Source organism: Myxococcus sp. CA039A (genome assembly GCF_013336645.1).
Lineage (GTDB): Bacteria > Myxococcota > Myxococcia > Myxococcales > Myxococcaceae > Myxococcus > Myxococcus llanfairpwllgwyngyllgogerychwyrndrobwllllantysiliogogogochensis.
Map to the genome: position 1 here is coordinate 1 of NZ_JABUMQ010000171.1, position 23366 is coordinate 23366.

Genomic DNA, 23366 nt, shown 5'->3' on the forward strand with positions numbered 1-23366 from the left:
GCCCTGGCGCGTGCTCGGCGGGGCGGTGGTGATCCTGGCCGCCAGCGTGTTCGCGTTCCGCGCGCTGCCGGGCGAGTTCGTCCCGTCGCAGGACCAGAGCCGGTTGATGGTCCGCCTGCAGACGGCGGTGGGCAGCAGCCTGGAGGAGTCGAATAAAATCTTCCAGCGGGCGGAGGCCTTCGCCTCGTCGCGCCCGGAGGTGCTCAGCGTCTTCGCGGTGGTGGGCGGAGGCGGTGGCAACACCAGCGCGAACGGAGGCTTCATGATGCTGACGCTGAAGCCACCCGACGAGCGCATGCCGCAGGCGGAGTTCCAGCAGATCCTCCGCAAGGAACTCAACAGCTACCCGGGTCTGCGCGCCGTGGTGCAGGACCTGTCGCAGGCGGGCTTCACCGCGCAGCGCGGGTTCCCGGTGGAGTTCAGCGTGCGCGGCTCGGACTGGGACCAGCTGGTCAAGGCGAGCCAGGAGATGCGCGAGAAGGTCCAGGCGAGCGGCAAGGTGGTGGACGTGGACACCGACTACCAGCTGGGCATGCCGGAGCTGCGCATCACCCCGGACCGGGCGCGCGCGGCGGACCTGGGCGTGCCGATTCAAGCGGTGGCGACGACCATCAACGCGCTGGTCGGCGGCGTTCGCGTAGGCAAGTACAGCACCGGAGGTCGGCGCATCGACGTGCGCATGCGCCTGTTGGCCGGGCAGCGCTCCAGGCCGGAAGACCTGGCGATGCTCAAGGTGCGCACGGCGAGTGGTGCGCTCGTCCCCCTGTCGTCGCTGGTGACGCAGGAGGAGCGGCCGGCGCTGCAGGCCATCACCCGCAGGGACCGAGAGCGCGCCATCAGCATCTTCGCCAACGTGGCGCCGGGCTCCAGTCAGGAAGAGGCGCTGGCCACGGTGGAGCGGCTCGCGAAGGACCTGCCTGGAGGCGTGCGCGTGGTGCCGGGCGGCGCGAGCGTGGCGTTCCGCGACTCGATGAGCAGCCTGTTCTTCGCGCTCTTCCTGGGGATTGGCGTCGCGTACATGGTGCTGGGAGCGCAGTTCAACTCGTTCCTGCACCCCGTCACGGTGCTCACGATTCTCCCGCTGTCGGTGGCCGGCGCGGCCTTCGCGCTGCTGGGCACGGGCAGCACGCTGAACATCTTCAGCATGATTGGCTTGTTGCTGCTGATGGGCATCGTGAAGAAGAACTCCATCATCCTGGTGGACTACGCGCTCCAGCAGCGGGAGCTGGGGTTGGACGCGGTGGAGTCGATGCTGCGCGCCGGCCCCGTGCGTCTGCGGCCGATTCTCATGACGTCCACGGCGACGATGATGGCGGCGGTGCCGGCGGCGCTGGCGCTGGGCGCGGGCAGCGAGACGCGCGCGCCCATGTCCATCGCCGTGCTGGGCGGCCTCTCCGTCTCCACGGTGCTCAGCCTCGTCGTGGTGCCGGCCTTCTACGTGGTCGCCGACCGCATGAAGACGCGGCTGGCCACGTGGCGGGGCAAGCGTCCGGATGACGAGGTCGGCGGTCCCACGGCACAGGCGCGGCCCGGGGGCGAGGAGCCTCGCCCGGCGGCGCACGGCTGAGGTCAGGGGCTCGCGGCTTCACCCGCGAGCCTCTTTCACCCAGGCGCTGGCGAGGGGGCAGGCGCCGTCACGGCGTCTGGCTGAAGCACGCGCGCACCGTGGACATCGTCAAGGGTACGTCGGTGGATGGGCAGGCGAGTCCACGGCGAGCAAGGAGATGACCCCATGGCGCACGAGACCGAGCTTCCTCCCTCCATCACCCCGGTGAAGGAGCGCGACGAGTCGCTGGACCTCCAGGCGTTCCTCGACGAAATCGGCAACAGCCGCGAGGTCAGCGTCAACAAGGTGGACGCGCGAGACGCGGCGCACGCGGTGCTTTGCACGCTGGCGCGCCGCCTGTCCGACGGCGAGGACGTGAAGCTGATGCGCGCGCTGGGCCCCGACATCGGCGACATCGTCGGGGAGTGCACCATCCTCCGGGGCCCGTCGCATGCGCGACGCATGCACCGCGACGAGTTCATCTCCGACGTGGCGGACCACCTGAAGATTCCGGTGGACCAGGCGGACCGGGTGATGAAGGTGGTGTTCACCGCGGTGAGAGACCGCATCCCGGAGGACGAGGTGTCTGCGGTGGCCTCCCAGCTCCCGGCGGACCTCGCGGACAGCTTCCGCCGGCCGGTGTAGCCAGCGGAGTCGCCGGTACCGGGCTTCCCGTCTCCAGGAAGCCCGGCGCGGCTCACGGTCTTCAGGCCGGCCTGGCGAGCGCCGCGTCGATGGCCTGGACCAGGCGCGGGTCCTCCGCCGTCACGTCCGGGGCGAAGCGCGCGGCGACGCGACCATCGCGGCCAATGAGGAACTTCTCGAAGTTCCACTGCACTTCCGGAATCGGATTCGCGTCGATGCCGTAGCCCTTGAGCTTCTGGCGCATCGGCCCTTCGCCCGTGGCGTCGGGGACCGCGCTCGTCAGCTCGCGGTACAGCGGGTGCTTGTTCTCGCCCACGACGGAGATCTTCGAGAACAGGGGAAACTTCACGGAGTAGGTCAGGTCGCAGAAGTCCTTGATCTCCGCCTCGGTGCCCGGCTCCTGGCCCAGGAAGTTGTTCGCGGGAAAGCCGAGCACCTCCAGCCCCTGGGCGTGCTTGTTCTCGTAGAGCTTCTCCAGGCCCTCGTACTGCGGGGTGAGGCCGCACTTGGAGGCGACGTTCACCACCAACAGCACCTTGCCCTTGAACTGGCCCAGCGTCAGGGCGGCGCCGTCGATGGACTTCAGCGGGATGTCGTAGAGGTTCTGGCTCATATGGGCGCAGAGCCTCTTACTTTGGCCCCGCGCCCGTCAATCGCCGCCGTGAGATGTGTCGCCCCGCCTATACGCGGGTGACGCTGAGTCGCGCGAAGTAGTGCCAGGTGGAGCTGACGCCCTGTGCGGTCGTCGACTTGTGCCTCTGGACGATTCGCTCCGCGGATTCTCCACTCTGGTGCTCCAGGATGAGCCGGGCCTCCACGGTGGTGGAGAACCAGGCGCGCACCATGCTGGGAATCGCGTTGGCCGTGCAGATGCTGCCGACGACGAGCACCCGGGGGTCGTCATTCGGGATGGTCTCCGAGTCGCCCCCAGCGAGGCGCAGCCGGCAGTACCCACCGTTCGCGGTGGGTGACTTGTTCGTCACCATTCCGTCCTCCTCCTGGCCGGTGAGGTAGACGACGCTCGAGTAGCCGGAGATGTCGTACGTCCCGGGGGGAACCGTGATGACCCCGGTCTTCAGGTCCAGCCGGATGGAGCGCTCGGGCGAACACGCCTCCACGCGGGTGAACACCCGGGTGTTCATTCCGGGCTCCAGCGTCTTCGTGTCTGGCGAGTCCTCGGCGAAGACGGCGAACACGCGCGAGTAGTTCACCGGGGAGGAGGTCCACTGGTAGGTCTCCTCGGTCTTGCCTCCCTCTCCGTCCAGGGTGAGCACCTGGATGTTGTCGTCGCTCCGGCCGCCGGTGAGCCACCGGTCCTTCGCGCCGCCCACCTTCAAGTAGACCGCCCGGCCTCGTTTGACCTCGCCGCTGCCCATCGCCGTGCGACTCTGCATCACCGTCCACTGGTAGCTCGACTCCATGTCGCCGCCCTCACCGTCGAGCGTGGAGACCTCTCGCTGGCCCTCGCTGCGTCCTCCCGTCAGCCAGCGGGGCTTGTCGCCGCCCACCTTGAGATAGACGATGTCGCCGTAGCGCAGGGGGCCGCTGCCCACGGTGTCGCGGGTCTTCATCAGGGTCCACCGGTAGCTGGACTCCAGGTCGCCGCCCTCGCCATCGCGGGTGTACACCCGCTTGTTGCCGTCGCTCCGGCCGCCGGTGAGCCACCGGTCCTTCGCGCCGCCCACTTGAAGATAAAGGGTTTCTCCATAGATGAGTGTGTCGGTGGTGGGGATGAGCTCCGGAGTGGGGAGGGGCTTCATGGGACCGATTCGTGGGGACTCAAGGCTGGCTTTCTCAGACACGGCATCCTCCTGTGGATGCGCTGAACGATGACATACGCCATGAGGCAGCCCTCCCACTGATACGAAGCGATACAATGAGAGACGAAGCGGCTCGCTCGCCAACGGATGCAACGGAAGGGGTATGCTTCAGGGGACGCATTCCTGGCACGGGCACCCTCATGGAACTGAAAAGTCAGACGTCGACCCCGCGTGTCTTCATCGTGGATGACGATACGCAGCTCACGGCGATGGTCGCCGACTACCTGCGGATGCATGGCTTCACCGCGGAGTGTGAGGTCAGCGGTGACCGGGCGGTGCCACGGATTCTCGCCGCGCGGCCCGACCTGGTGGTGCTCGATGTGATGCTTCCCGGCAAGGATGGCTTCACCGTCTGCCGGGAGCTTCGGGGGGCCTATCCGGGCCCCATCCTCATGCTGACGGGGAGGGGCGCCGAGGTGGACGAAGTCGTGGGGCTGGAGAGCGGCGCCGACGACTACCTGCCGAAGCCAGTCAGCCCCCGCGTGCTCCTGGCGCGGATGCGGGCGCTCTTGCGCCGCACGAGCACGGCGCCCGTGCCGGAGCCTGGCCCCGTTCGCGTCGGCGAACTCACGGTCGACCCGGCTCGCAGAACGGCCCATCTGCGGGGGGCGGCGCTCGACCTGACCTCGGGCGAGCTGGACGTGCTGTTCCTGCTGATGACGCATGCGGGGCAGGTCGTGAGCCGGCAGCTCATGTACCAGCGGCTTCGGGGCGTGGAGCAGGATGACATCGACCGCTCCGTGGATCTCCGCGTCTCGCGTCTGCGTCACAAGCTGCGCGAAGCCTCCGGCGAGGCGGACGTCATCAAGACGGTCCGCGGGGTCGGCTACCTCTTCACCGTGAGCTGACCCGTGGACCGACTCTTCCTTCGCGTCTATCTCCACATCTTCGCGGGCGTGCTCATCGCCGGTCTCGCCGCCAGGGCGTTCGTGATTCCGAGGATCAACGCGCAGCTCGCGCGGAACCTCGAAGTCTCCCTCGCGGTGCCCGTCGGGCTGATGGCCGAGCTGTTCGAGGCGCGCTACCGCGAGCACGGCGACTTCGGAGGTCCCGCCGAGGAGGCCTCCAAGCGCTTCGGCGTGCCAGTCGCGCTCATCCCCCAGGCACGGACCCCTCTCGACGCCGAGGAGGCCGAGCGGCTCGCGCGCGGGCAGGTCATTCGAGAGGGGCCGGTGTTCGCGTCGATGCTCTATGCGCGCATCGAAGGGACGAACCACGTCCTCCAGGTGGGGCCGCTGCCGCTCATGTTCCCGCTGGGCGGTGCGCGAGGCGGCGCGCTCCTCCTGTTCTTCGTGGGCGGGCTCTCCCTGGGCATCTTCGCGCTCCTGCGCCCCGTGCGCCGTCAGCTCCTGGACCTGCGGCGAACCGCCGAGGCGCTCGGCAGGGGAGAGCTCGGGGCGCGAGCCCAGGTCGGCTCACGGGACGTCATCGGCGCCCTCTCGGCGGCGGTGAACCACATGGGCGCGGAGCTCCAGCGCTCCATCACCCTGCGAGACGAGCTCCTCCACAACACCTCCCACGAGCTTCGAGCCCCGAGCCAGCGGCTGCACTTCAGCCTCGCGCTCGCGAGAGAAGCGTCAGAGCCCGACGCGCGGGAGCACGCCTTCGACCGGGTGGAGCGCAGCCTGTCGGAGCTCGATGCGCTCATCGACGAGCTGTTGACCTATGCGCGCCTGAAGGCGCACGGCGCGCACAAGGAGGCCCGGGTGGACGTGCGTCCTGTCCTCGCCGCGCTCTGCGAGACCCTGACCCTGCTGCCACACAAGGCGGTGCTGGCCGCCCCGGGGCCGGACGAGGAGCCGCTCGTCGTTCGTGTCGAGGCCCGGCTCATCGAGCGCGCGACGTCGAACCTGATTCTCAATGCCCTGCGCCATGCGAACTCCCGGGTCCAGGTCAGCCTGAGCCGGGAAGGGCTCGTGATTCACATCCATGTCGACGACGACGGGCCTGGGATTCCGCTCGCGGAGCGGGAGCGGATCTTCGAGCCGTTCCATCGACTCGACGACGAGCGCCACGGCTTCGGGCTCGGGCTCGCCATCGTGCACCGCATCGCGGAGGTGCATGGAGGGAGCGTCCGTGCCCTGGGCTCGGCGCTGGGGGGCGCACGCTTCACGCTGTCGTTTCCAGCGTGAAGCGCGGCCCGAACCCGGGGCGGAGCCTTGCCCCTACTTCTTCGCGCTGCTGCGCAGGTAGCGATAGAACTCGGAGTCGCTGCCCAGGAAGAGGGACGTGGAGCGGTCCACCACCTGGGGGTAGGCCTCCAGGGTGCGCATGAACTGGTAGAACTCCGGGTCCCTCCCGAAGGCGTCCGCGTAGATCTTCGTCGCCTCGGCGTCGGCGGTGCCGGTGATCTCCTGCGCCTTGCGGTACGCCTCCGAGCGGATCTCCTTCAAGTCCCGCTCCCGCTGTCCGCGCACTTCGGCCGCGCGGCCCATGCCCTCGGAGCGCGAGCGCTCGGCGGTGCGGCGCCGCTCGGAGATCATGCGCTCGAACACCTTCACCTGGACCTCGTCGACGTAGTTGATGCGGCGGATCTGCACGTCCACCAGCTCCACGCCGAACTCCTTGACGATCTCCGCCGCGCGGTCGCGAATCTGCCGGGTGAGCTTGTCGCGTCCCTGGGAGACCTGCTCCAGCGACTCACCGCGCTCGGCCTCGGTGGTGTACTCGTCGTCCTCGAACGGCCGGTTGGTGGAGCGCACCGCCTCAATCAGCGCGAACGAGGCGATGGTGTTGCGCGTCTCGCCGTCGATGATGTCGTCGAGCCGGGACTGGGCATTGCGCTCGTCGCGCAGGCGCTGGAAGAAGCGCAGCGGGTCCACGATGCGCCAGCGGCCGAAGGTGTCCACCCAGATGTACTTCTTGTCCTTGGTGGGGATCTGGTTCGGGTCCCCGCGCCAGTCCAGCCAGCGCTTGTCGAAGCGGTTCACCGTATCGACGAAGGGCTGCTTGAAGTGCAGTCCCGGCTCGGTGATGGACTGGCCCCGGGGCTGGCCGAAGCGGGTGATGACGGCCTGCTCGTGCTCGCTCAACGTGTACGTGCTGGAGAAGCCCAGCACGACGGCGAGCGCGGCGACGACGACGAGAATCAGTGCGACGCGGCTCATTGCTGGGCCTCCTTCAGCTGCGCTGCGCCCGCGGAGACGGAGTCCGCCCCGTCCATCCGCAAGAGGGGCGTGAAGCCCTTGAGGTTCTCATCCATGACCACCTTCTGCCCGGCGCCCTGGAGCACCTGGCTGACCGTCTCCAGGTACATCCGGCGACGGGTGACCTCCGGCGCCTTGCGGTACTCCTCGTAGACGCGGGTGAAGCGCTCGGCCTCGCCCTTGGCGCGGTTGACGCGTTCAATCGCGTAGCCCTCCGCGGAGCGCAGCGCCTCCTCGGCCTCGCCCTTGGCGCGGGGGATGGCGCGGTTGCGCTCGGCGTAGGCCTCGTTGATGGCGCGCTCCTTCTCCTGGATGGCCTGGTTGACCTCGTTGAAGGACGGCTTGACGGGGTCGGGCGGGTTCACGTCCTGGAGGACGACCTGCTGGATGTCCACGCCCGTCTCGTAGCGGTCCGCCAGGTCCTGGAGCAGCAGCTTGGACTGGGTGGCCACCGTCTGGCGGCCCGTGGTGAGGACCTCGTTGACGGAGTGGTCGCCGACCACCGCGCGCATCGACGCCTCGGAGATATCGCGGAGCATCCCCTCCACGTTCTTCACCTTGAAGAGGTACTTGTACGGGTCCTTGATCTTGTACTGGACGATCCACTCGACCACGGCGACGTTGAGGTCACCGGTGAGCATCAGGGACTCGCGCTTCAGGTCCGACGTGCTCGCCGAATACGACGTGGCGCGCGAGTTGACGGACTCGGTGCGGAAGCCGAACTCCGCCTTGAGCTGCCGCTGCACCGGCACCTTGACGATGCGATCCACCCAGAACGGCAGCCGGAAGTGGGGACCCGGCTCCACCGTGCCCACGAAGCGGCCGAGCCGGAGGATGACGCCCACCTCGTCCGGCTCCACCTGCGCGTAGCTGGTGAGCAGGCCCACCAACGTGACGAGCGCAATCGAGCCCAGCAGGAGCCGACGTCCGAGGCCGCGACTCAGCCTCTTCTGCAGCTCACGCAGGACGTCCGCGGGGTCCCGCCCGTTCGGGTCGGGGTTCAACACTCGAGGATCCCATGCCATCCCTCAGTCTTTGGACTGCAAAGAATCTACTTGCAAGGAGAACCGGGGCGGCGAGTGAAACGGGCCCGGAATCCTGGTTCATTCGTGACCCCTTGCCTGCCGAGCACCTATGGTCCGTCCCCGCGCCCATGGTCACCCTCGACGCCCCGGCTCCCGACTTCGAAGCCCTCACCACTCAGGGGCAGCGCCTGCGCCTCTCCGCGCTGCGAGGGCGCCCCGTGGTGCTCTTCTTCTTTCCGGCCGCCTTCACGCCCGTGTGTACCCAGGAGGCGAAGCATTTCGGCGAGGCGCTTCCGCAGCTGCGGGCTCTTGGCGCCGAGGTGGTGGGCGTGTCCACGGACACGCATCAGGTTCAGTGCGACTTCGCCGCGGCGACGGGCGCGGAGTACCCGATGGTGGGCGACCCGAGCGCGGGCATCGCGCGCGGCTACGACGTGGTGTGGCCGCTGCTCAAGCGCGTGCAGCGGGTGACCTTCGTCATCGATGCGCGGGGCATCATCCGAGGCATCTTCCACCACGAGCTGCGTGTGGAGCACCACGTTCGCATGGTGGTGCGCGCCGTACAGAGCCTCGCCACGGCGGGCTGAACCGCGCGGCGCCTCGGCCTTCGACTCCGGAAACGACACCGGCCTCGCGGCCGGGATGAACCCGGAGCCGCGAGGCCAGGAGCGGACAGGGCTCAGTAGTTGAGGTTGACCGCGAAGTGGAACGTGTCACCGGACGCGTTGTCCACGTCCGCGCGGAAGTCGAAGTTGGTGCCGCTGCGGTAGTACCAGAGGTAGCCGCCCGCGCCGACGTTGCGGATGACCTGGTCCTTGATGTTGAGCGTCACGTTGCCGGAGGTCGGGCACACGGCGGTCTTGTGGTAGTCCACTCCGCCGCGCTGGGCGTAGGCGCCACCGCCCCAGTTGGTCAGGCACATCTTCCAGTCGTAGGCCGCGTTGCAGAAGTTGTCCTGGAACCAGGTGATGTCGCACGGGCCGTAGGCCGCGGCGCTCGTGCTTCCGGCGGCCAGGCCGTCCTTGAAGATCGACTCACCGCGCTCGGTCGCACCCTCGGCGTCGCGGGGGGACGTGCGCATCAGCTCGTAGCGCTGCTGGGCGATGCCGAGCGCCTGGGGCACGTCGCTGCGGCCGGTCAGCTTGCTCCACGCCGCGGCGGGGCCAATGCCGTCGATGGCCGCCGGGGGGTTCGGGTAGACGCCGGCCTCCATGACCATCACCTCGCCGTCCGCCAGCTCGAGGAACTCGACCACGTTGCCGTTGTCGCGCTCCACGCGCGCCAGCACCGACGCGGGCGTCTCCGTCTTCTCGGTGGTGGTGGCGGCGTCCTCGATGCCGCAGCCGGCGGCGAGGACCATCATCATGACTCCAGGGACGATACGCTTCATGGGACTTCTCCCGAGCAACGCGCCTGGCGCCGCTCATGTTGTTGTGGGGTGGGATGCAAGTGCGCGCCGCGAAACCGCATGCGGACCGTGTCGGCGTGCTCCCGGTCCATGAGCAATGGCCGTGCCGCGCGTGCTCTCAGAGGGAAGCGCGAGGAATCAGGGGCACGTGAGCGCAACGCCGGCCGGCAAGTCCTGCCGTGTCAAAGGCAGTCCTTGCTCGTGCCTGTCGCTCCGCTGGAAATGCAGTGGTGGACAGGTGCGGGCGCGGGCATGGGGCGTCCCGGAGGGAAGTAGGGCAGACTTGGTGGGTGATGGCCCCGGCGCCACGGATGGCGCGGTGGGTGGACGGGCAGCGCCCGTACCAGGGGCCGGGAGTCAGGCCAATGAAGCACAAGGAAGCCAGGATGGTGTCCGTCAACGGCCCCGCGGGTCGGTTGATGGCGACAGTCGAGGGCGACGGCGGCATCCCCGCCATCTTCGTGCACGATGTCGCCGGGGACCGGTCTCACTGGGCGGAGACGCAGGTGGGCCTCGCGACGCGCAGCGTGGCCTTCGACCTTCGCGGGCTGGGCGAGAGCAGCGGCTCCCACGGTCCCTTTGGCGTGGAGGCGGCGGTGGAGGATGTCGTCGCGGTCGCCGACGCGCTGGCCCCCGAGAAGTTCGTCCTGGTGGGGCATGGCTTTGGAGCCGCGGTGGCTGGCGCCTTCGCCGCGTACTACCCCGAGCGGCTGGCCGGGCTCCTCTATGTCGAAGCGCCGGGAGACCTGCGCCGCATGCCGGAGGCCGAGGCGGAGGCCTGGCTCGACAACTTCAGCGCCGCGAAGTACGGCGCCTTCCACGAGCACTGGCTCACGCCCCAGCTCCTCGCCGCGAAGGATTCCACGCGCGTGTTGGTGATGAAGACGATGCGCACGTCGCGTCGCGAGGCCATCGCCGGGAACCTGGAGTCGCTGCTCGCGCATGACCCGGACGCGGCGTTCGAGCAGTTCAAGGGCCCCACCCACGCGCTGGTGGCGGCCACGGGGCCGGAGACGCTGGTGGGACAGCGGGCCGACTTGTCCCGCACCGTGGCGCCGCACGCCAGTCACTGGCTGATGTTGGACTCGGCGAAGTGGTTCCACACGGAAGTGGTCCGCTTCCTCGGTCAGAGTCGGCACCACCCCTGAGCCACGCGGGGCCGGGTCCGCTCGTCTCGGGTGCATCGTCGCTCTACACTGCCTCCCTCCTGGAGGAACGATGCACCTGAAGAGACTTCATCGGTCGGCAGTGAGCGCGGTGTTCTCGCTGGCCACAGGCTTCGCGCTCGCCAGCGTGGCGGGCTGTTCGAGCGAGGATGCGCCGGGCGTGGACGTGCCCAACCCGCTGACCAATCCCAAGGATGGCCCGCCCGCCGGCAATCCGAACGCGGAGGCCACCTGCACCGTGCCCGCGGAAGCGGGGCTCGCTGACAGCTCCAGGCCGACCACCGTTGTCGGCACGGGAACGCCCGCGAGCTGTACCAGTGCCGCCTTTGTCGAGGCAGTGGCCCGGGGCGGGGTCATCACCTTCGACTGTGGCCCGGAGCCGGTGACGATCACGCTCGACAGGACGGCGAAGATCTTCAACGACAAGGGGCCGGAGATCGTCATCGACGGCAAGGGGCTGGTGACGCTCAGCGGAGCGGGCAGGCACCGCATCCTGTACATGAACACCTGTGACCAGAAGCAGGTGTGGACGACCTCCCACTGCCAGAACCAGGACCACCCTCGGCTGACGATCCAGAACCTCACGTTCGTGGATGCCAGCTCCAAGAGTGAGTCGGAGTTCGACGGAGGCGGGGCGGTCTGGGTGCGCGGTGGGCGGGTGAAGGTCATCAACTCCCGCTTCTTCAACAACGCGTGCGCGGATGTCGGGCCCGACGTTGGAGGTGGCGCGCTCCGGGTGTTCAGCCAGTACGACGGGCGGCCGGTCTACGTGGTGAACACGACCTTCGGCGGCAAGCAGGGCTTCGGCGGAGTCTGCTCCAACGGTGGTGGCATCAGCAGCATCGGCGTGTCGTGGACAGTCATCAACAGCCTCTTCTCCCACAACCGGGCCATCGGCAACGGCGCGAATCCCGCCACTCCAGGCACCCCGGGAGGGGGCAGCGGCGGCGCCATCTACAACGACGGCGACAGGATGACGCTGTCCCTGTGTGGCACGCGAATCGAGCACAACGAAGTCAACGCGCATGGAAGCGCCATCTTCTTTGTCAGCAATGACCATTCGGGCGACATCCGCATCGACCGCTCGGTCATCCAGAACAACCGGGGTGGCTCCTGGTACGTGACGTATCCCCAGATATCGAATCACTCGGATACGCCGATTGCCGTCACGAACTCCACGATTGAGTGACGGAATGGCTGTCAAGGTGCGGGTAAGAGTGCGGGCTACCATTGACACCAGTGAGCAATTGACTGGGAGTGAACAGTGTGCTTTTTCTCGCACTGCCTCGAGGCTATCAAAGGCTCATCAAAGGATCGTCCCAAATGTCAGTGGTTTCGAAGCTGCCCGCTCCGGCTGCCCCGCCCCCGGCTCAACCTTCCGGTACCGTCACGCTCTACAAAGACGCGGGTTGGGTGGGCTCGCCCTACTCAGTCAATACCCGTGATTACCTCAAAGACACACGCCATTCCATCGCCGGGTCGAGCCTTCACGACGAAGCGACCTGGATTGCGTTCAATCTGCCGGTAGGCACCGTCATGACCCTGACGGATAACTATGTCGCCCCGGCCAACGGCAATGTCTATGACCTCATCAACTGCGGCAGGGTGGTCGACCTCGTGGGAACAGGCCAGACCGAGGCCGTGGATCTCACGAAGATCAACCTGAACGATTGCATTTCGGCGTTCTTCTGGCACACGCCCGACCTGAGCGCCGGCGCCATCGAACTCTACGAATCCGCCGCCTTCGCGGGGAACCGCACCGTCCTGTTCCTCTCGGAGTGGGGCGCGGGAAAGACCTACGCCCTGGATGGCTGGTACATCAAGGATCGCGCGAGTTCCGTGCGCTGGCCCGCGCTGGTGGACGCCCAGATGGCCTCGTTGTTCAACAACAACGACGGCTCGGGGGCGGCCTATGGGAACATCAAGGCGTGGGGCAGCTTCTCGGAGGTGAGCAATCTCAAGGAGGTCGGATTCAACGACGCCGTCTCCAGTTTCTCCTGGAACAACCTCCTCCCGAAGCAGTCGTTCGTCAAACCGGTGGACATCGTGGTCCCCGACTCCGTCGGGAAGAGGGTGTCGGACAGTCTGCATTGGCCAAACGACTCCTCCGCGGTCCAGAAGCAGACCCTCTCGGTCGACGTCACGGACGAGCAGACGACAACGGTGACGGCCACCAACCAGTACACGGCGGGCATGCAGTTGAGCTATTCGCTCTCGGCCAAGAAGACCCAGGGAACGAATGAGGTGACCAAGGAGTGGACACTCAGCGTCGGCTTTGTCTATTCGCATACTGATGAATCGTCGTTGACCAAGACGCAAAAAACGACGCTCGTGGTCACGGTTGAGTTGAATGTGCCCCCCTACTGCATCTTCGACGCGACGCTGTGGGTGCAGCTGGGGCAACTGCCCCCTGGCACGACCTACAAGACCACGGCCGAGCGCTGGTATGACCAGGAGCTCAAGGGAAGCGTGTACGATCCTGCGAACGGCTACTGGAAGCGCACGGAGTCCGTCACCTTGCAGATGGGCGGAACCCTGGCCGTCAGTCAGACCTGTGAAACCAAGGAGAGCGCTCTCCCCGAGAAGCCGCCGGTCACCGCGCCATAGCATGCAGGCGTCGTGAATGGCTGATGGCCGCGCCGCTCCGAGGAGGGGCGCGGTGGACTTCCCGGCATTGATTCGCTAGGAACCGTCAGTCCATGAACTCAAGAATAAGCAGTGCGACTGTTTTATGGGCAGGAGTGCTGGCCGCAATCGCGCTCACCGGATGTACGAAGGAGGGTGAGCGCGAGAGCCGCGTGGGGACCGTGTCGCAGGCCGCGACGTCACCGGTGAGCGTGTCGGAAGCGGTGGCGATCACCAGCCAGGGCATGACGCAGAACGGCTCGGCGCACCGCAACGAGGCGCTGCTCGGGGTGTTCCAGACCGAGGACTACGAGGTCGAGGCGCTGCTGCGCTTCCCTCAGCTCGGGGTGCCGCAACGGGCCGTGGTGCAGAGCGCGACGCTCCGGTTCGCCGTGGAGACCTATACCGACGACTTCGCGATTCGTGGCTCGTATGTGCAGGCCCCCTGGAACCTGGTGGCTGGAGACCTGGGGTGGCAGTTCCGGGATGAGGACCTGGCGTGGGACCGGCTGGGCGCGGTGGGGCAGGGGACGGATCTCGTCGCGGGCTCCTCGTTCCATGTCACCACGTTTCCGAGCACGGTGAGCGTGCACAACGTGCCGCTCGATGTCGCGGTGGTGCAGTCGTGGGTCGATGACCCTTCGACGAACCAGGGCGTGATGCTGGCGAACTCGAAGGTCGGCAAGGTGGCCAAGCTGTTCACCAGCCTGGCGACCCAGCCGGAGCGCCGGCCGCTCCTCACCATCGAGTACACCCCTCCCGTGCCGAACAGCGACACCACGCCACCGACGGTGGCAATCACCTCGCCCGCGGGAGGCGCGACGGTGGAGGGCGTGGTCGCAATCACCGTGGCCGCGAGCGACAACGTAGGCGTGGCGAACGTGCAACTGCGCATCGACGGCCGCAACCTCGCCTCATCGCAGCTCGACACCCGCTTGTTCCGCAATGGCGACCACGTGCTGACCGCGCACGCTCGCGACGCCGCTGGCAACCTCACCACCTCGGCCTCCGTGCGCATCACCATCGACAACGAGCTCGTCGACACCGGTCCTCCACAGGTTCAAGTCACCGCGCCGGTCGCCAGTGAGACGGTGAGCGGGCCCTTCACGGTGCGGATGAGCGCGGTCGACGACATTGGCGTCACCCGGGTGCACGTCGAGCTGGATGGCACCCAGGTCGGTGAGGCGGACGTGGCCGCCCCCTGGTCGGTGACCCTCGACACCGAGGCGCTCCAGCCCTACGGCATTCGGCAGCTGACCGCGGTGGCACGCGACGCCGTTGGCAACGTCGCCAGCTCGGCGCCGGTGGCTATCACCGTCAGCGCGCCTCCGCCCGACACCATTCCTCCCGAGGTGCAGATCGTCTCGCCCGCGAGTGGCGTGACGGTGGGCGGCACCATCCAGATCAAGATCGACGCCCAGGACAACGTGCGGATCGCCGGCGTGCAGTTGCAGGTGAACGGCCAGAATGTTGGACGCGAGGACCTCGGCTATCCGTATTGGATCAACGTCACCACCACGCAGGTGGGCGATGGCACCTTCCCTGTGACGGCGGTGGCGCGTGATCGCGCCGGCAACCTCACGACGTCCGCGCCCATCACCCTCACCATCGCCAACGGGCCGCCTGTGGTGCTCGCCATCCCGGTGGCGCACCCGCGCGTCTGGTTCACCGCGTCCCGGCTGGCCCGCGCCCAGGCGTACTTCGCGCAGCACCCGTACACCCCGGTGGCGAACGTCCAAGGCCCCGAGCAGGCCATCGACGCGGCGATGCACTCGCTCATCACCGGGACTCCGGCGTCGTGCCGCTCCGCCATCACCTGGGCGGTGCAGACCGAAATCCCCATCAGCGAGAACACGGTGTCGAGCGATCCGGCCCGTTGGTACGGCGAGGCGGTGATCCTCACCTATGACTGGTGCTTCGCGCACCTGTTGCCGGCGGAGCGCACGACCTTGATTGCTCGCTGGAACCTCGCGATCGAGGCGCTCAACGACAACCCGTGGGGCGGCATCGGCATGGAGGGAAACAACTACTACACGGGCTACTTCCGCAACTCGCTCCTGTGGGCGATTGCCAGCTGGCATGAGAACCAGCCGTACGCCAACAACCTCCTGCAGTACGCGATGAGCTCGCGCTGGGACTTCTCGCTGCGGCCCTACCTGGACGGCCCGGCCGCTGGCGGTGCGCCTCACGAAGGCTCGACGTATGGCCGCCGGACGTTCGGCTACATGACGGTGCCATTCACCACGCTCGGCCTGTACGGGCACGACATGTGGAACCAGACGAACTACTTCATGGAGTCGGTCTTCTGGTCCATCTACTCGACCACGCCGGGGCGCAGCCGGATGGGCCAGTTCCAGCTGTTCGAGACGTTCCCGTACAACGATGACGAGCGCTGGTTGACCCGGTGGGACTCCAGCAACACCGCGCAGACGCTGCTGGGCAGCTACTTCGCCCCGCTCATCGAGGAGTGGTCTGCCCAGCCGATCGCCGGCTATGCCAAGCGCTTCCTCGAACTCACCGGTCACCCGATTGACGACCGTCTGATTCGATATGTCTACAGCGACACCGTGGCGGCGGTGCCATCGAGGGACCTGGCGGAGCTGCCGCTCGACTACCACGCGCCCGGCCTGGGCATGGTGTATGCGAAAACGGCGTGGGCGCCCGATGCGACGATGATCAACCTTCAGTTCGGAATGACGGCCAACGCGGGCCATGCCCACCGTGACGCCGGCAACTTCCAGCTGTGGCGGGCCGGCGAGTTCCTGATCCGCGAGACGGTCGGCTACGCCAACTCGATTGTCGGCTACGCCGGGGGTGGCGCGGTCGACGTCGAATCGCCCGTCGCGCACAACACCCTCCTGTTCGAGGGGATGGGCACGGTCGGCTACTACCACCACGTGCCACAGATGCTGCGGCTCCACTCGACGCCGGTGGTCAACTACGCCGCGGTCGACCTGACCGGTGTGTACGACTTGAACGACGAGTGGGCCCACCGCGAGGCCGAGGTCGGCAACCCGTACGCGGGCAGGGTGGTGCGGGAGACGCTGTTCGTCCGTCCGCTCGACACCTTGATTGTGTTCGACCGGCTGGAGAGCGCGAGCGACAACGCCGCGGTCGACAAGACCTTCGTCATCCACTTCCCGGAGAACCCGGTGCTCACGGGCAACACATGGTCGGCGAACAGTGGCGGTCAGTCGGTGAGGGTCAGCACCCTGGTTCCGGCCACTCCGACGCGGCGAATCGTGGACGAGCGCGGTCCGGTGCGCCCCAACGGCACCTACCCGTATCCCGTCGGCCAGTTCCGTGGGGAAATCGAGACCAGCGGGCAGGTGGTCAGCCACTTCCTGCATGTGGTGCAGGCCAGGGATGCGGCCAGTGGTGCGAACCTTCAGCTCACGCTCAACGAGACGTCCACCGCGTACACGGTGACGCTGGTCCATCCAACTCGGGGGAGCGCGGTGGTCACCTTCGAGAAGGGAATCGTGAGTACAGGCGGAAGCTTCGGCTTCGCCGCCACGGGCGCGGTCACCCAGTCGCCGCTGCGCGCTGGCGTCCAGGTGATGACCGTCACGCCGAGCGGGCCGGTCTGGGGACCGTGACCTGAAAAGAACCGGGCATGGAAGTGGCCGATACCTGTAGTTTCATCTCGATCGGAAACCAACATGGCCCGCAAATTCATGCCGTTCGCAATCATATCGATACTCGCGCTGTCATCCCTTGTGATGGCGGCGCCGAGTACCCCTCAAGCGCCCCCCGCTCCACAACAAGCCCCCAAAGCCCCCAGCAAGAGCCCGCAACAAAAGAAGCCCCCTCAGGCCACGGAGACAAAGGCCAAGGCAAGCCCGCCCCCTGCAACGGGCAGTGGCGACTATGACCCCCGGTGGGCGCAAGGAGCCATGCCCGCATGCCATGCGGCATGCCAGAGACAACACAGGACCTCCGCCAGAAAAGTCATTCCTGATATGACCGTGGTCGATGTGGAGAAGTGCGACAATGTCCAGTGCGAATGCGCGAACGATATGAATGTGCGCACCCATCTCCCGGATGGCTCATTCTGCGTCAGATATATGATTGTGACGCCGCCCCCCAAGCCACAGTATGGCGCTTGCAGGCAAGGCCAGTGCTACGTCAAATAGCGGATTCCCGATTCGCAGAAGGGGTCAAAGGCCATGCGTCACCATCAAGCCTTGTTCAGCTTGCTCATCCTACAGCCTCTCGTCGTTGCCAACGCATTCGGCCAACAGCCCTACCAGAACGCCGCGCTCTCCCTCCACAATCAGTACCGCGCGAAGCATGGCAGCCCCGCCTTGAAGTCGGATGCCACCCTGATTGCCAGCGCGGAGAAGTGCGCGAACTACTATGCGGCGAAAAAGACGATAGACCACACATGTCCTTTCAAGAACGGTGCGGGTGAAAACCTGAGTGGTGGCGCGGGTTCGTGGTCCCCGGGCGACTTCACAGCCATGGGTGTCAAGATGTGGTACGATGAAGTCAGGTATTACGACTTCACGAAGCCTGGTTTCTCCATGAACACCGGCCACTTCACGGCGGTGGTCTGGAAGAGCAGCACAAAGCTGGGGTGTGGCGTTGCGACGAAAGATGGCTATACGGCCATGGCTTGTTTGTATAGCCCTCCGGGAAACATGATGGGGCAATTCCCGGCCAACGTCCTTCGCTTGCGGTAGTCCAGCACCCATGCGGCGCGGTCACCGGGAGCGGAGGCCCACGCCTCCGCTCCCAGACACCGGACGTCATGACGTCACGAGGCCTCACCTCACCTCGCCTCACCCCAGCTGAACACGCGTCGGAGAGAACCCCGACCTGCCGTTTCCGAACTGTTCGTAGAGGTTGTAGCCCCACCCGCAGCCCAACCTCTCCCGGTCGGAACCGCTCTCGTCATCCGTGGGCTGGAGGATCCAAGCAGGTCCGCTCCTCTTTGGCCGGATTTCACGCGCCGCTTGAGGCCCTCAATCGTCAGGGGAGCTTCTTCCACACTCGTTGAATGTGCCAGTCAGTTGAGGCTCATTGCGCTGATAGCAATAGATCGCCTCGCTCGAGGCCTCATCGCATGCCGAACTATGCGCAATCTCTCCTGACGGCAGCGTGACCGTTGACCCGCAGCTCTCGACCGACTCTTTCACCCGGAGCTTTCGCGGGAACTCCTTGCCCTCCGCGCTGACGCTCACGTTGGAGTTCGTGCTACCAGAAAAGTCACTGCCGCTACCCCACTCGATGCCGAAGATCTTCTTCAGGGAACCGTCCTGGGCCTCCCAGTAGGAGAACTCGGAGGTGCAGAAACGAGGACAAGCTACCAACTCGACCCTGATGACCTTTCGCACGGGGTCGGTGAGGTTCTCGAACGCAAAGACAATCTTGGTGGGCGCATAAGATATCGACGACTCTGGCTTTCCTGGCAAGAACGGCATGTTGATGGAACAATAGGCGTTCTTCTCCGCGAGAGGATGGAGCACTGCTCCAGCGATGAACTGCTCCTGGCCGCACATCGTTCCCCGAGCCTGGAGAACGACATCCTCAGTTTCCGCAGACACGATGCGGGCACGGAAGACATCGAGCACCACGGATGCAGGGTCGTCCGCATCGCATGAGGAGTACATGTCCCAACTGGTTTCGAGGTGAAGTGGTTCGAGAAGCTTCTTCACCTCGGCAGACCGCGTCGCGGCGCCCAGCTGCTTCTTCAACGCCTTGGGCAACACCGTGACTTGCTGCTCCAGGGGACAGCCCCAGGGCTTCGGTGGTGCCGCCACGACAGCGCCCGTTCCCGCATCCCCGCCGCCCGTGCCAGCAGCCATGGTCGGCGGCGTCTGGGCAAGCCCCGCCAGCGGGCTTGACGCGACAAGGAGAGGCAGCAGTCGCAGTCGCGCCTGATGACGCCCCCACGAGACTGCGGTCAGCACGCGAGCCGTCGGTGATGGACTCCAGTCACGACACTTCAATCCCAACATGACCCATCCTCCTGTGGAGTTGATGCCAGGGAGCTGACTCTATGACCACGTTCCGGTCCATGGAGCCCCTTCGAGATCCGCAGTGACGGTGCAGGCGCTGAATCTATTCAGTCTGGAGCTCCAGCTTGCTCCGCCCCAAGATTTCTTGAGACCTCTCACTGGGGGATGGCTCCCCCTGGCGGTGGATGCGCTCGGCGAGCCTTGAGCCTCCGTCGTGCTCGCGTCAGGCCCTCCTTGCGGTGCCTGAATCAGCTTCGTCATGGCCCTGCGTCTCATCCGCGACGAGTGGCTGTGGCTGGCCGGCGCGCGCCCTGGAGCGATTCCCAAACATCCGCGACGTCTGCGAGAAGAGGTAGAACGCTTCATCCTTCCGCTGCGGCGAAGCCACAGACGGTGTCCCCGTGCGGTGAAATTCAAGATGAGCAGCTGCCCTCGGAAGCGTCCCCGCTCGGTCCGTCGAGCACGCTCCCGCAGGCCCCTACGTCGCGGCCTTCCCTAAAGTGAACGGCATTGGGTTTAGGGTCGCGGAGTCAACGTTATGGGTGCATGCATCGATGATCTGGAAACCAGCCAGCGGGTAGCCGTACATGAAGGCTTGGTACGCAATCGTCGGTGCTTCTTTGGGGTGCAGAGGTGTCACGGTCGTTTGGACTCGCAGTGGAGGGGTGGACAATTCGAGCACCGTTCTTCGAGTCCTGGGCGCGCACGTTCCTCCCCGTTTGGCGTCAACCATCCCGCAGTGCTGAAGCGGAGGTCAACGCGGTGAGTGCCGGCGCCCTCCAAAGGGCGTGCAATGCCACTCGGCGCTACTTCCTGGGCTGCTTCTTCAAGAACCGGCTCAACCGCACCTTGCCCAGTCCGCGCCCGCCGAACAGGTACCAGGTGATGGCCGCGCCGAAGAGGCCCGCCGCCAGGGCGATGCCCACCGCGCCGAGCACCGGGATGTTCCCATACATCCACGGCTTCGGCGCGAAGGAGATGAACGCGCCCACGATGAAGCCACACGCGCACAGCCCCATGAAGGCAATCACCGCCGCGCTGCGCAGGTTCTCGTTCAGCTTCTCGAACTGGTCCGCGCGCACCGTCACGGTGAACTTGCCGGACTCCATGTCGAGAAGAATCTGCGACAGCTGCGTGGGCAGGTCCTGAGCCATCGACTGCAGCCGCAGGAGCGTGCGCATCAGCCCGCCCTGCAGCTGCGTCGGGTCATACCGCCCCGCCAGCAGCTCCTTCGCATACGGCAGCGCCACCTCGATGATGTTCATCTCCGGGTAGAGGCTGCGCAGCATTCCCTCGGTGGAGATGGAGGCGCGGCTGAGCAGCGCGTACTCCTTGGGAATCCGGATGCGGTACTTCACCGCCAGGTCCAGCAAGTCCCGCAGCAGCGTGCGCGCATCCACCTGGCCCAGCGTGGTGGGCAGGTGCGAGCCGAGGATGCTCTCGATGTCGTTGCGGAAGCCCACCAGGTTGGCTCGCGCGTCCGGCACGCCCACGCGGTAGAGGATGCGCGCCACCGAGTCGCTGTCCTTCAGCGCCACGGCCAGACACAACATCACCAGCGTCTCCTGCATCGGCCGCGTCAGCCGTCCCACCACGCCGAAGTCCAGCAGCGCCAGCCGGTTGCCCTCCAGGAGCAGGAGGTTCCCCGGGTGCGGGTCGCCATGGAACAGCCCGTCGTCGAACAGCTGCCGGAAGCTCGCCTCCAGGATGTTCTGGGCAATGGCCTTCCGGTCCTCCTCGGCCAGCGTCTCCGGAGCAATCTTCACGCCTCGGATGAACTCCAGCGTCAGCACCGTGCGGCTGGACAGGGAAGCGTACACGCGCGGAATCTTGAGGTAGGTCCGCTCCCGATGGTTCTCCAGGAAGGCGCGGACGTTCGTCGCCTCGTTGATGAAGTCCAGCTCCTCGTGGATGGCCCGGTCGAACTCGTCGACGATGCCCGTGGGCGTGTAGATGCCCGTCTCCTCCACCACGGCCTCCAGCAACCGCGCCAGGCTGCGCAGCACCCCAAGGTCGGAGTCGATGCTCGCGGCGATGCCCGGCCGCTGCACCTTCACGACGACTTCCTCACCCTCCAGCGTCACCGCGCGGTGCACCTGGGCAATCGACGCCGCCGCCAGCGGCGTCTCGTCGATCTGCTTGAACAGCTCGCTGGCTTCCTTGCCCAGCGACTCGCGAATCTGGGAAAGCACCTGCTCCAGGGGAATCGGATCCACGTTGTCCTGGAGCAGCGCCAGCTCCTCGACGAACTCGGCTGGCAGCAGGTCCGCGCGCGTGGACAGCACCTGACCCAGCTTCACGAAGGTGGGCCCCAGATCATTCAGCAACATCCGGAAGCGGCGCGCGGTGGAGGCGCGCTGGGCCTCCGGGGAGACCTCCACCTTCTCCTGGCGACCCAGGATGCGCCACAGGCCCGCGCGCTCGAGCACCTCGCCAAAGCCATGCCGCGCCGCGATGACGGTGATCTGCCGCACACGGTTGAGGTCCTGGAGAATCACGGGAGGGTCTGTCTCCTTGCCACGACGGTACGACGTTACGCCCGCGCCACCGGCTTCGCCACGAAGCGCAACAGCACATAGCCCACCACCGCGGACAGCAGTGAGCCGACGAGGATGCCCAGCTTGGCCTCATTCAAGAGGGCGGGCTGTCCGGCGAAGGCCAGCCCCGCGACGAACAGGGCCACCGTGAAGCCGATGCCCGCCACCACCGAGACGCCGTGGAGCTGCCCGAGTCCCGCGCCTCCAGGCAGTGTGGAGACCCGCAGCTTCACCGCCGCCAGGGTGAAGAGGAAGATGCCCACCTGCTTGCCCACGAAGAGGCCCGCGATGATGCCGAGCGGCAACGGCGCGAGCAGGTCCTTCCACCCCATGCCCTCCAGGGAGATGCCCGAGTTGGCCAGCGCGAACAGCGGGACGATGCCGTACGCCACCCACCCGTGCCACAGGTGCTCGAAGCGGTTGAGCGGCGGCTCCAGCTCCTCCAGCCGGTCCTCGATGTAGAGCAACTGCGCGCTCCGCATCGACTCATCCTCGGCGTTCTGGGTGCAATCGCGGATGTACGTGGAGAGCTCCTCCAGCACGTCCCGGCCCGACCGGGTGGGACGCGAGGGGATGCACAGGCCCACCACCACGCCGGCCAGGGTGGCGTGGATGCCGCCATGGTGCATCGTGTACCAGAGCGCCGCGCCGGCCAGCAGCCAGATGACGCCGTTGCGGACGTAGAAGCGGTTGAGCGCCATCAGCACACCGACGACCGCGGCGGCGGCGAGCAGCCACTCGACGTGCAGTCCCGTGCCATAGAACACGGCGATGACGAGGATGCCGCCGATGTCGTCGAAGATGGCGAGCGCCGTGAGGAAGACGATGAGCCCGTGGCCCACGCGCGCCTTCACCAGGGTGAGGCAGCCGATGGCGAACGCGATGTCCGTGGCCATGGGGATGGCCCAGCCCGCCATGGCCGGAGTGCCCGCGTTGATGGCGACATAGAGCGCGGCCGGCACCACCATGCCCCCCAGCGCGGCGATGAGCGGCAACATCGCGCGAGACAGCGTGCGCAGCTCCCCCGCGCTCAGCTCGCGCTTCACCTCCATGCCGACGAGGAAGAAGAACAGCGTCATCAGGCCGTCGTTGATGAGCTGCTGGAAGGTGAAGGACGCATGGGTGCCCGCCACCCCGAGCTCCAGGCGGGCGTCGAACAGGCCGACGTAGGACGCGGCCCACGGTGAGTTGGCCCACACCATGGCGACCACCGCGCACAGGGCCAGGAGGATGCCGCTGCTGGCCTGGAGGCGGAAGAAGGCCTGGAGCGGGGCGATGGCCACCCGGAAGAGCGCGGGCACGGGCGCCGGTGAGCGGGTCCGGGGAGAGGGTGTGATGGGAGGCGTCTCCATGGTGGGGGGCAAGATGCCCGCGCCTTCCCGTGGGCGCACCCGTTTTCGGACGAGGGCCCGCCGAAATGTCACCCGTGCGTGCTAGGGAACTCGGCGGGTAGGGTGAGCCGTTCGTTGATCCACGGGGCGGGGG

18 protein-coding genes are annotated in these 23366 nt (G+C 66.7%); 10 read left to right on the top strand and 8 right to left on the bottom strand.

What is annotated here, in order from left to right; translation table 11 throughout:
* Nucleotides 1-1567: efflux RND transporter permease subunit (locus HR086_RS26635; protein ID WP_174467029.1), on the top strand; the 1567-nt coding region annotated here is incomplete at its 5' end.
* Between the two features lie 165 nt (nt 1568-1732).
* On the top strand, nt 1733-2191 hold the full coding sequence (locus HR086_RS26640; protein ID WP_141646807.1) for a DUF2267 domain-containing protein: 459 nt from the start codon (nt 1733-1735) through the stop codon (nt 2189-2191).
* A 61-nt stretch (nt 2192-2252) separates the two neighbouring features.
* Here HR086_RS26640 and HR086_RS26645 read toward each other — a convergent pair whose 3' ends face one another.
* Both HR086_RS26645 and HR086_RS26650 read right to left on the bottom strand, forming a co-directional pair.
* Nucleotides 2253-2804: a glutathione peroxidase gene (locus HR086_RS26645; protein WP_174463707.1), complete on the bottom strand. Its 552-nt coding sequence runs from the start codon at nt 2802-2804 to the stop codon at nt 2253-2255.
* A gap of 67 nt (nt 2805-2871) precedes the next feature.
* Entirely contained in the window at nt 2872-3951 is a 1080-nt protein-coding gene (locus tag HR086_RS26650) for a hypothetical protein (protein WP_174467030.1), read from the bottom strand.
* Between the two features lie 200 nt (nt 3952-4151).
* On the opposite strand from HR086_RS26650, the gene HR086_RS26655 reads away from it, so the two are divergent.
* Both HR086_RS26655 and HR086_RS26660 read left to right on the top strand, forming a co-directional pair.
* Nucleotides 4152-4859, top strand: a complete 708-nt coding sequence (locus tag HR086_RS26655; RefSeq protein WP_174467031.1) for a response regulator transcription factor — start codon at nt 4152-4154, stop codon at nt 4857-4859.
* A gap of 3 nt (nt 4860-4862) precedes the next feature.
* A complete protein-coding gene (locus tag HR086_RS26660; RefSeq protein WP_174467032.1) occupies nt 4863-6143 on the top strand; it encodes an ATP-binding protein in 1281 nt (426 codons plus the stop codon).
* A 33-nt stretch (nt 6144-6176) separates the two neighbouring features.
* Here the strand turns inward: HR086_RS26660 and hflC are convergent, their stop codons facing one another.
* On the bottom strand, nt 6177-7118 hold the full coding sequence (hflC, locus tag HR086_RS26665; RefSeq protein WP_141646802.1) for a protease modulator HflC: 942 nt from the start codon (nt 7116-7118) through the stop codon (nt 6177-6179).
* Nucleotides 7115-8182 (bottom strand): FtsH protease activity modulator HflK, encoded by a 1068-nt coding sequence (hflK, locus tag HR086_RS26670; protein WP_141646801.1) that lies wholly within the window; start codon nt 8180-8182, stop codon nt 7115-7117. Before hflK ends, hflC begins: the two co-directional genes overlap by 4 nt.
* A gap of 128 nt (nt 8183-8310) precedes the next feature.
* On the opposite strand from hflK, the gene HR086_RS26675 reads away from it, so the two are divergent.
* Nucleotides 8311-8769 carry a peroxiredoxin family protein gene (locus tag HR086_RS26675; protein WP_174467033.1) on the top strand — a complete coding sequence of 153 codons (459 nt, stop codon included), beginning with the start codon at nt 8311-8313 and terminating at the stop codon, nt 8767-8769.
* A 92-nt stretch (nt 8770-8861) separates the two neighbouring features.
* Here the strand turns inward: HR086_RS26675 and HR086_RS26680 are convergent, their stop codons facing one another.
* A complete protein-coding gene (locus HR086_RS26680; protein WP_174464364.1) occupies nt 8862-9572 on the bottom strand; it encodes a hypothetical protein in 711 nt (236 codons plus the stop codon).
* 383 nt (nt 9573-9955) lie between these two features.
* Here HR086_RS26680 and HR086_RS26685 point away from each other — a divergent pair, with 383 nt between their 5' ends.
* From HR086_RS26685 to HR086_RS26705, 5 genes are all read left to right on the top strand, one after another.
* Nucleotides 9956-10738: an alpha/beta fold hydrolase gene (locus HR086_RS26685; protein ID WP_174464365.1), complete on the top strand. Its 783-nt coding sequence runs from the start codon at nt 9956-9958 to the stop codon at nt 10736-10738.
* A gap of 70 nt (nt 10739-10808) precedes the next feature.
* Complete coding sequence (locus HR086_RS26690) at nt 10809-11945, top strand: hypothetical protein (protein WP_174467034.1); 1137 nt, start codon at nt 10809-10811, stop codon at nt 11943-11945.
* 134 nt (nt 11946-12079) lie between these two features.
* A complete protein-coding gene (locus HR086_RS26695; protein ID WP_174467035.1) occupies nt 12080-13363 on the top strand; it encodes a hypothetical protein in 1284 nt (427 codons plus the stop codon).
* 191 nt (nt 13364-13554) lie between these two features.
* Complete coding sequence (locus HR086_RS26700; RefSeq protein ID WP_373564364.1) at nt 13555-16980, top strand: Ig-like domain-containing protein; 3426 nt, start codon at nt 13555-13557, stop codon at nt 16978-16980.
* A gap of 570 nt (nt 16981-17550) precedes the next feature.
* On the top strand, nt 17551-18066 hold the full coding sequence (locus HR086_RS26705) for a CAP family protein (RefSeq protein ID WP_174458290.1): 516 nt from the start codon (nt 17551-17553) through the stop codon (nt 18064-18066).
* A 282-nt stretch (nt 18067-18348) separates the two neighbouring features.
* On the opposite strand, the gene HR086_RS26710 is transcribed toward HR086_RS26705, so the two are convergent.
* From HR086_RS26710 to nhaA, 3 genes are all read right to left on the bottom strand, one after another.
* The gene (locus HR086_RS26710; protein WP_174464369.1) at nt 18349-19344 is read right to left on the bottom strand and encodes a hypothetical protein; all 996 of its coding nucleotides are present in this window, start codon (nt 19342-19344) and stop codon (nt 18349-18351) included.
* Nucleotides 19345-20150: 806 nt separating this feature from the next.
* A complete protein-coding gene (locus HR086_RS26715; RefSeq protein WP_174464370.1) occupies nt 20151-21842 on the bottom strand; it encodes an AarF/UbiB family protein in 1692 nt (563 codons plus the stop codon).
* Between the two features lie 35 nt (nt 21843-21877).
* The gene (gene nhaA / locus HR086_RS26720) at nt 21878-23233 is read right to left on the bottom strand and encodes a Na+/H+ antiporter NhaA (protein ID WP_174464371.1); all 1356 of its coding nucleotides are present in this window, start codon (nt 23231-23233) and stop codon (nt 21878-21880) included.
* Nucleotides 23234-23366: the final 133 nt, after the last annotated feature.

What these genes read in the sequence shown, in the direction of transcription:
- HR086_RS26640 (WP_141646807.1), top strand. Translation starts at nt 1,733, where the DNA reads ATGGCGCACGAGACCGAGCTTCCTCCCTCCATCACCCCGGTGAAGGAG.
- HR086_RS26645 (WP_174463707.1), bottom strand. Translation starts at nt 2,804, where the DNA reads ATGAGCCAGAACCTCTACGACATCCCGCTGAAGTCCATCGACGGCGCC.
- HR086_RS26650 (WP_174467030.1), bottom strand. Translation starts at nt 3,951, where the DNA reads ATGAAGCCCCTCCCCACTCCGGAGCTCATCCCCACCACCGACACACTC.
- HR086_RS26655 (WP_174467031.1), top strand. Translation starts at nt 4,152, where the DNA reads ATGGAACTGAAAAGTCAGACGTCGACCCCGCGTGTCTTCATCGTGGAT.
- hflC (WP_141646802.1), bottom strand. Translation starts at nt 7,118, where the DNA reads ATGAGCCGCGTCGCACTGATTCTCGTCGTCGTCGCCGCGCTCGCCGTC.
- hflK (WP_141646801.1), bottom strand. Translation starts at nt 8,182, where the DNA reads ATGGCATGGGATCCTCGAGTGTTGAACCCCGACCCGAACGGGCGGGAC.
- HR086_RS26675 (WP_174467033.1), top strand. Translation starts at nt 8,311, where the DNA reads ATGGTCACCCTCGACGCCCCGGCTCCCGACTTCGAAGCCCTCACCACT.
- HR086_RS26680 (WP_174464364.1), bottom strand. Translation starts at nt 9,572, where the DNA reads ATGAAGCGTATCGTCCCTGGAGTCATGATGATGGTCCTCGCCGCCGGC.
- HR086_RS26685 (WP_174464365.1), top strand. Translation starts at nt 9,956, where the DNA reads ATGAAGCACAAGGAAGCCAGGATGGTGTCCGTCAACGGCCCCGCGGGT.
- HR086_RS26690 (WP_174467034.1), top strand. Translation starts at nt 10,809, where the DNA reads ATGCACCTGAAGAGACTTCATCGGTCGGCAGTGAGCGCGGTGTTCTCG.
- HR086_RS26695 (WP_174467035.1), top strand. Translation starts at nt 12,080, where the DNA reads ATGTCAGTGGTTTCGAAGCTGCCCGCTCCGGCTGCCCCGCCCCCGGCT.
- HR086_RS26705 (WP_174458290.1), top strand. Translation starts at nt 17,551, where the DNA reads ATGCGTCACCATCAAGCCTTGTTCAGCTTGCTCATCCTACAGCCTCTC.
- HR086_RS26710 (WP_174464369.1), bottom strand. Translation starts at nt 19,344, where the DNA reads ATGTTGGGATTGAAGTGTCGTGACTGGAGTCCATCACCGACGGCTCGC.
- nhaA (WP_174464371.1), bottom strand. Translation starts at nt 23,233, where the DNA reads ATGGAGACGCCTCCCATCACACCCTCTCCCCGGACCCGCTCACCGGCG.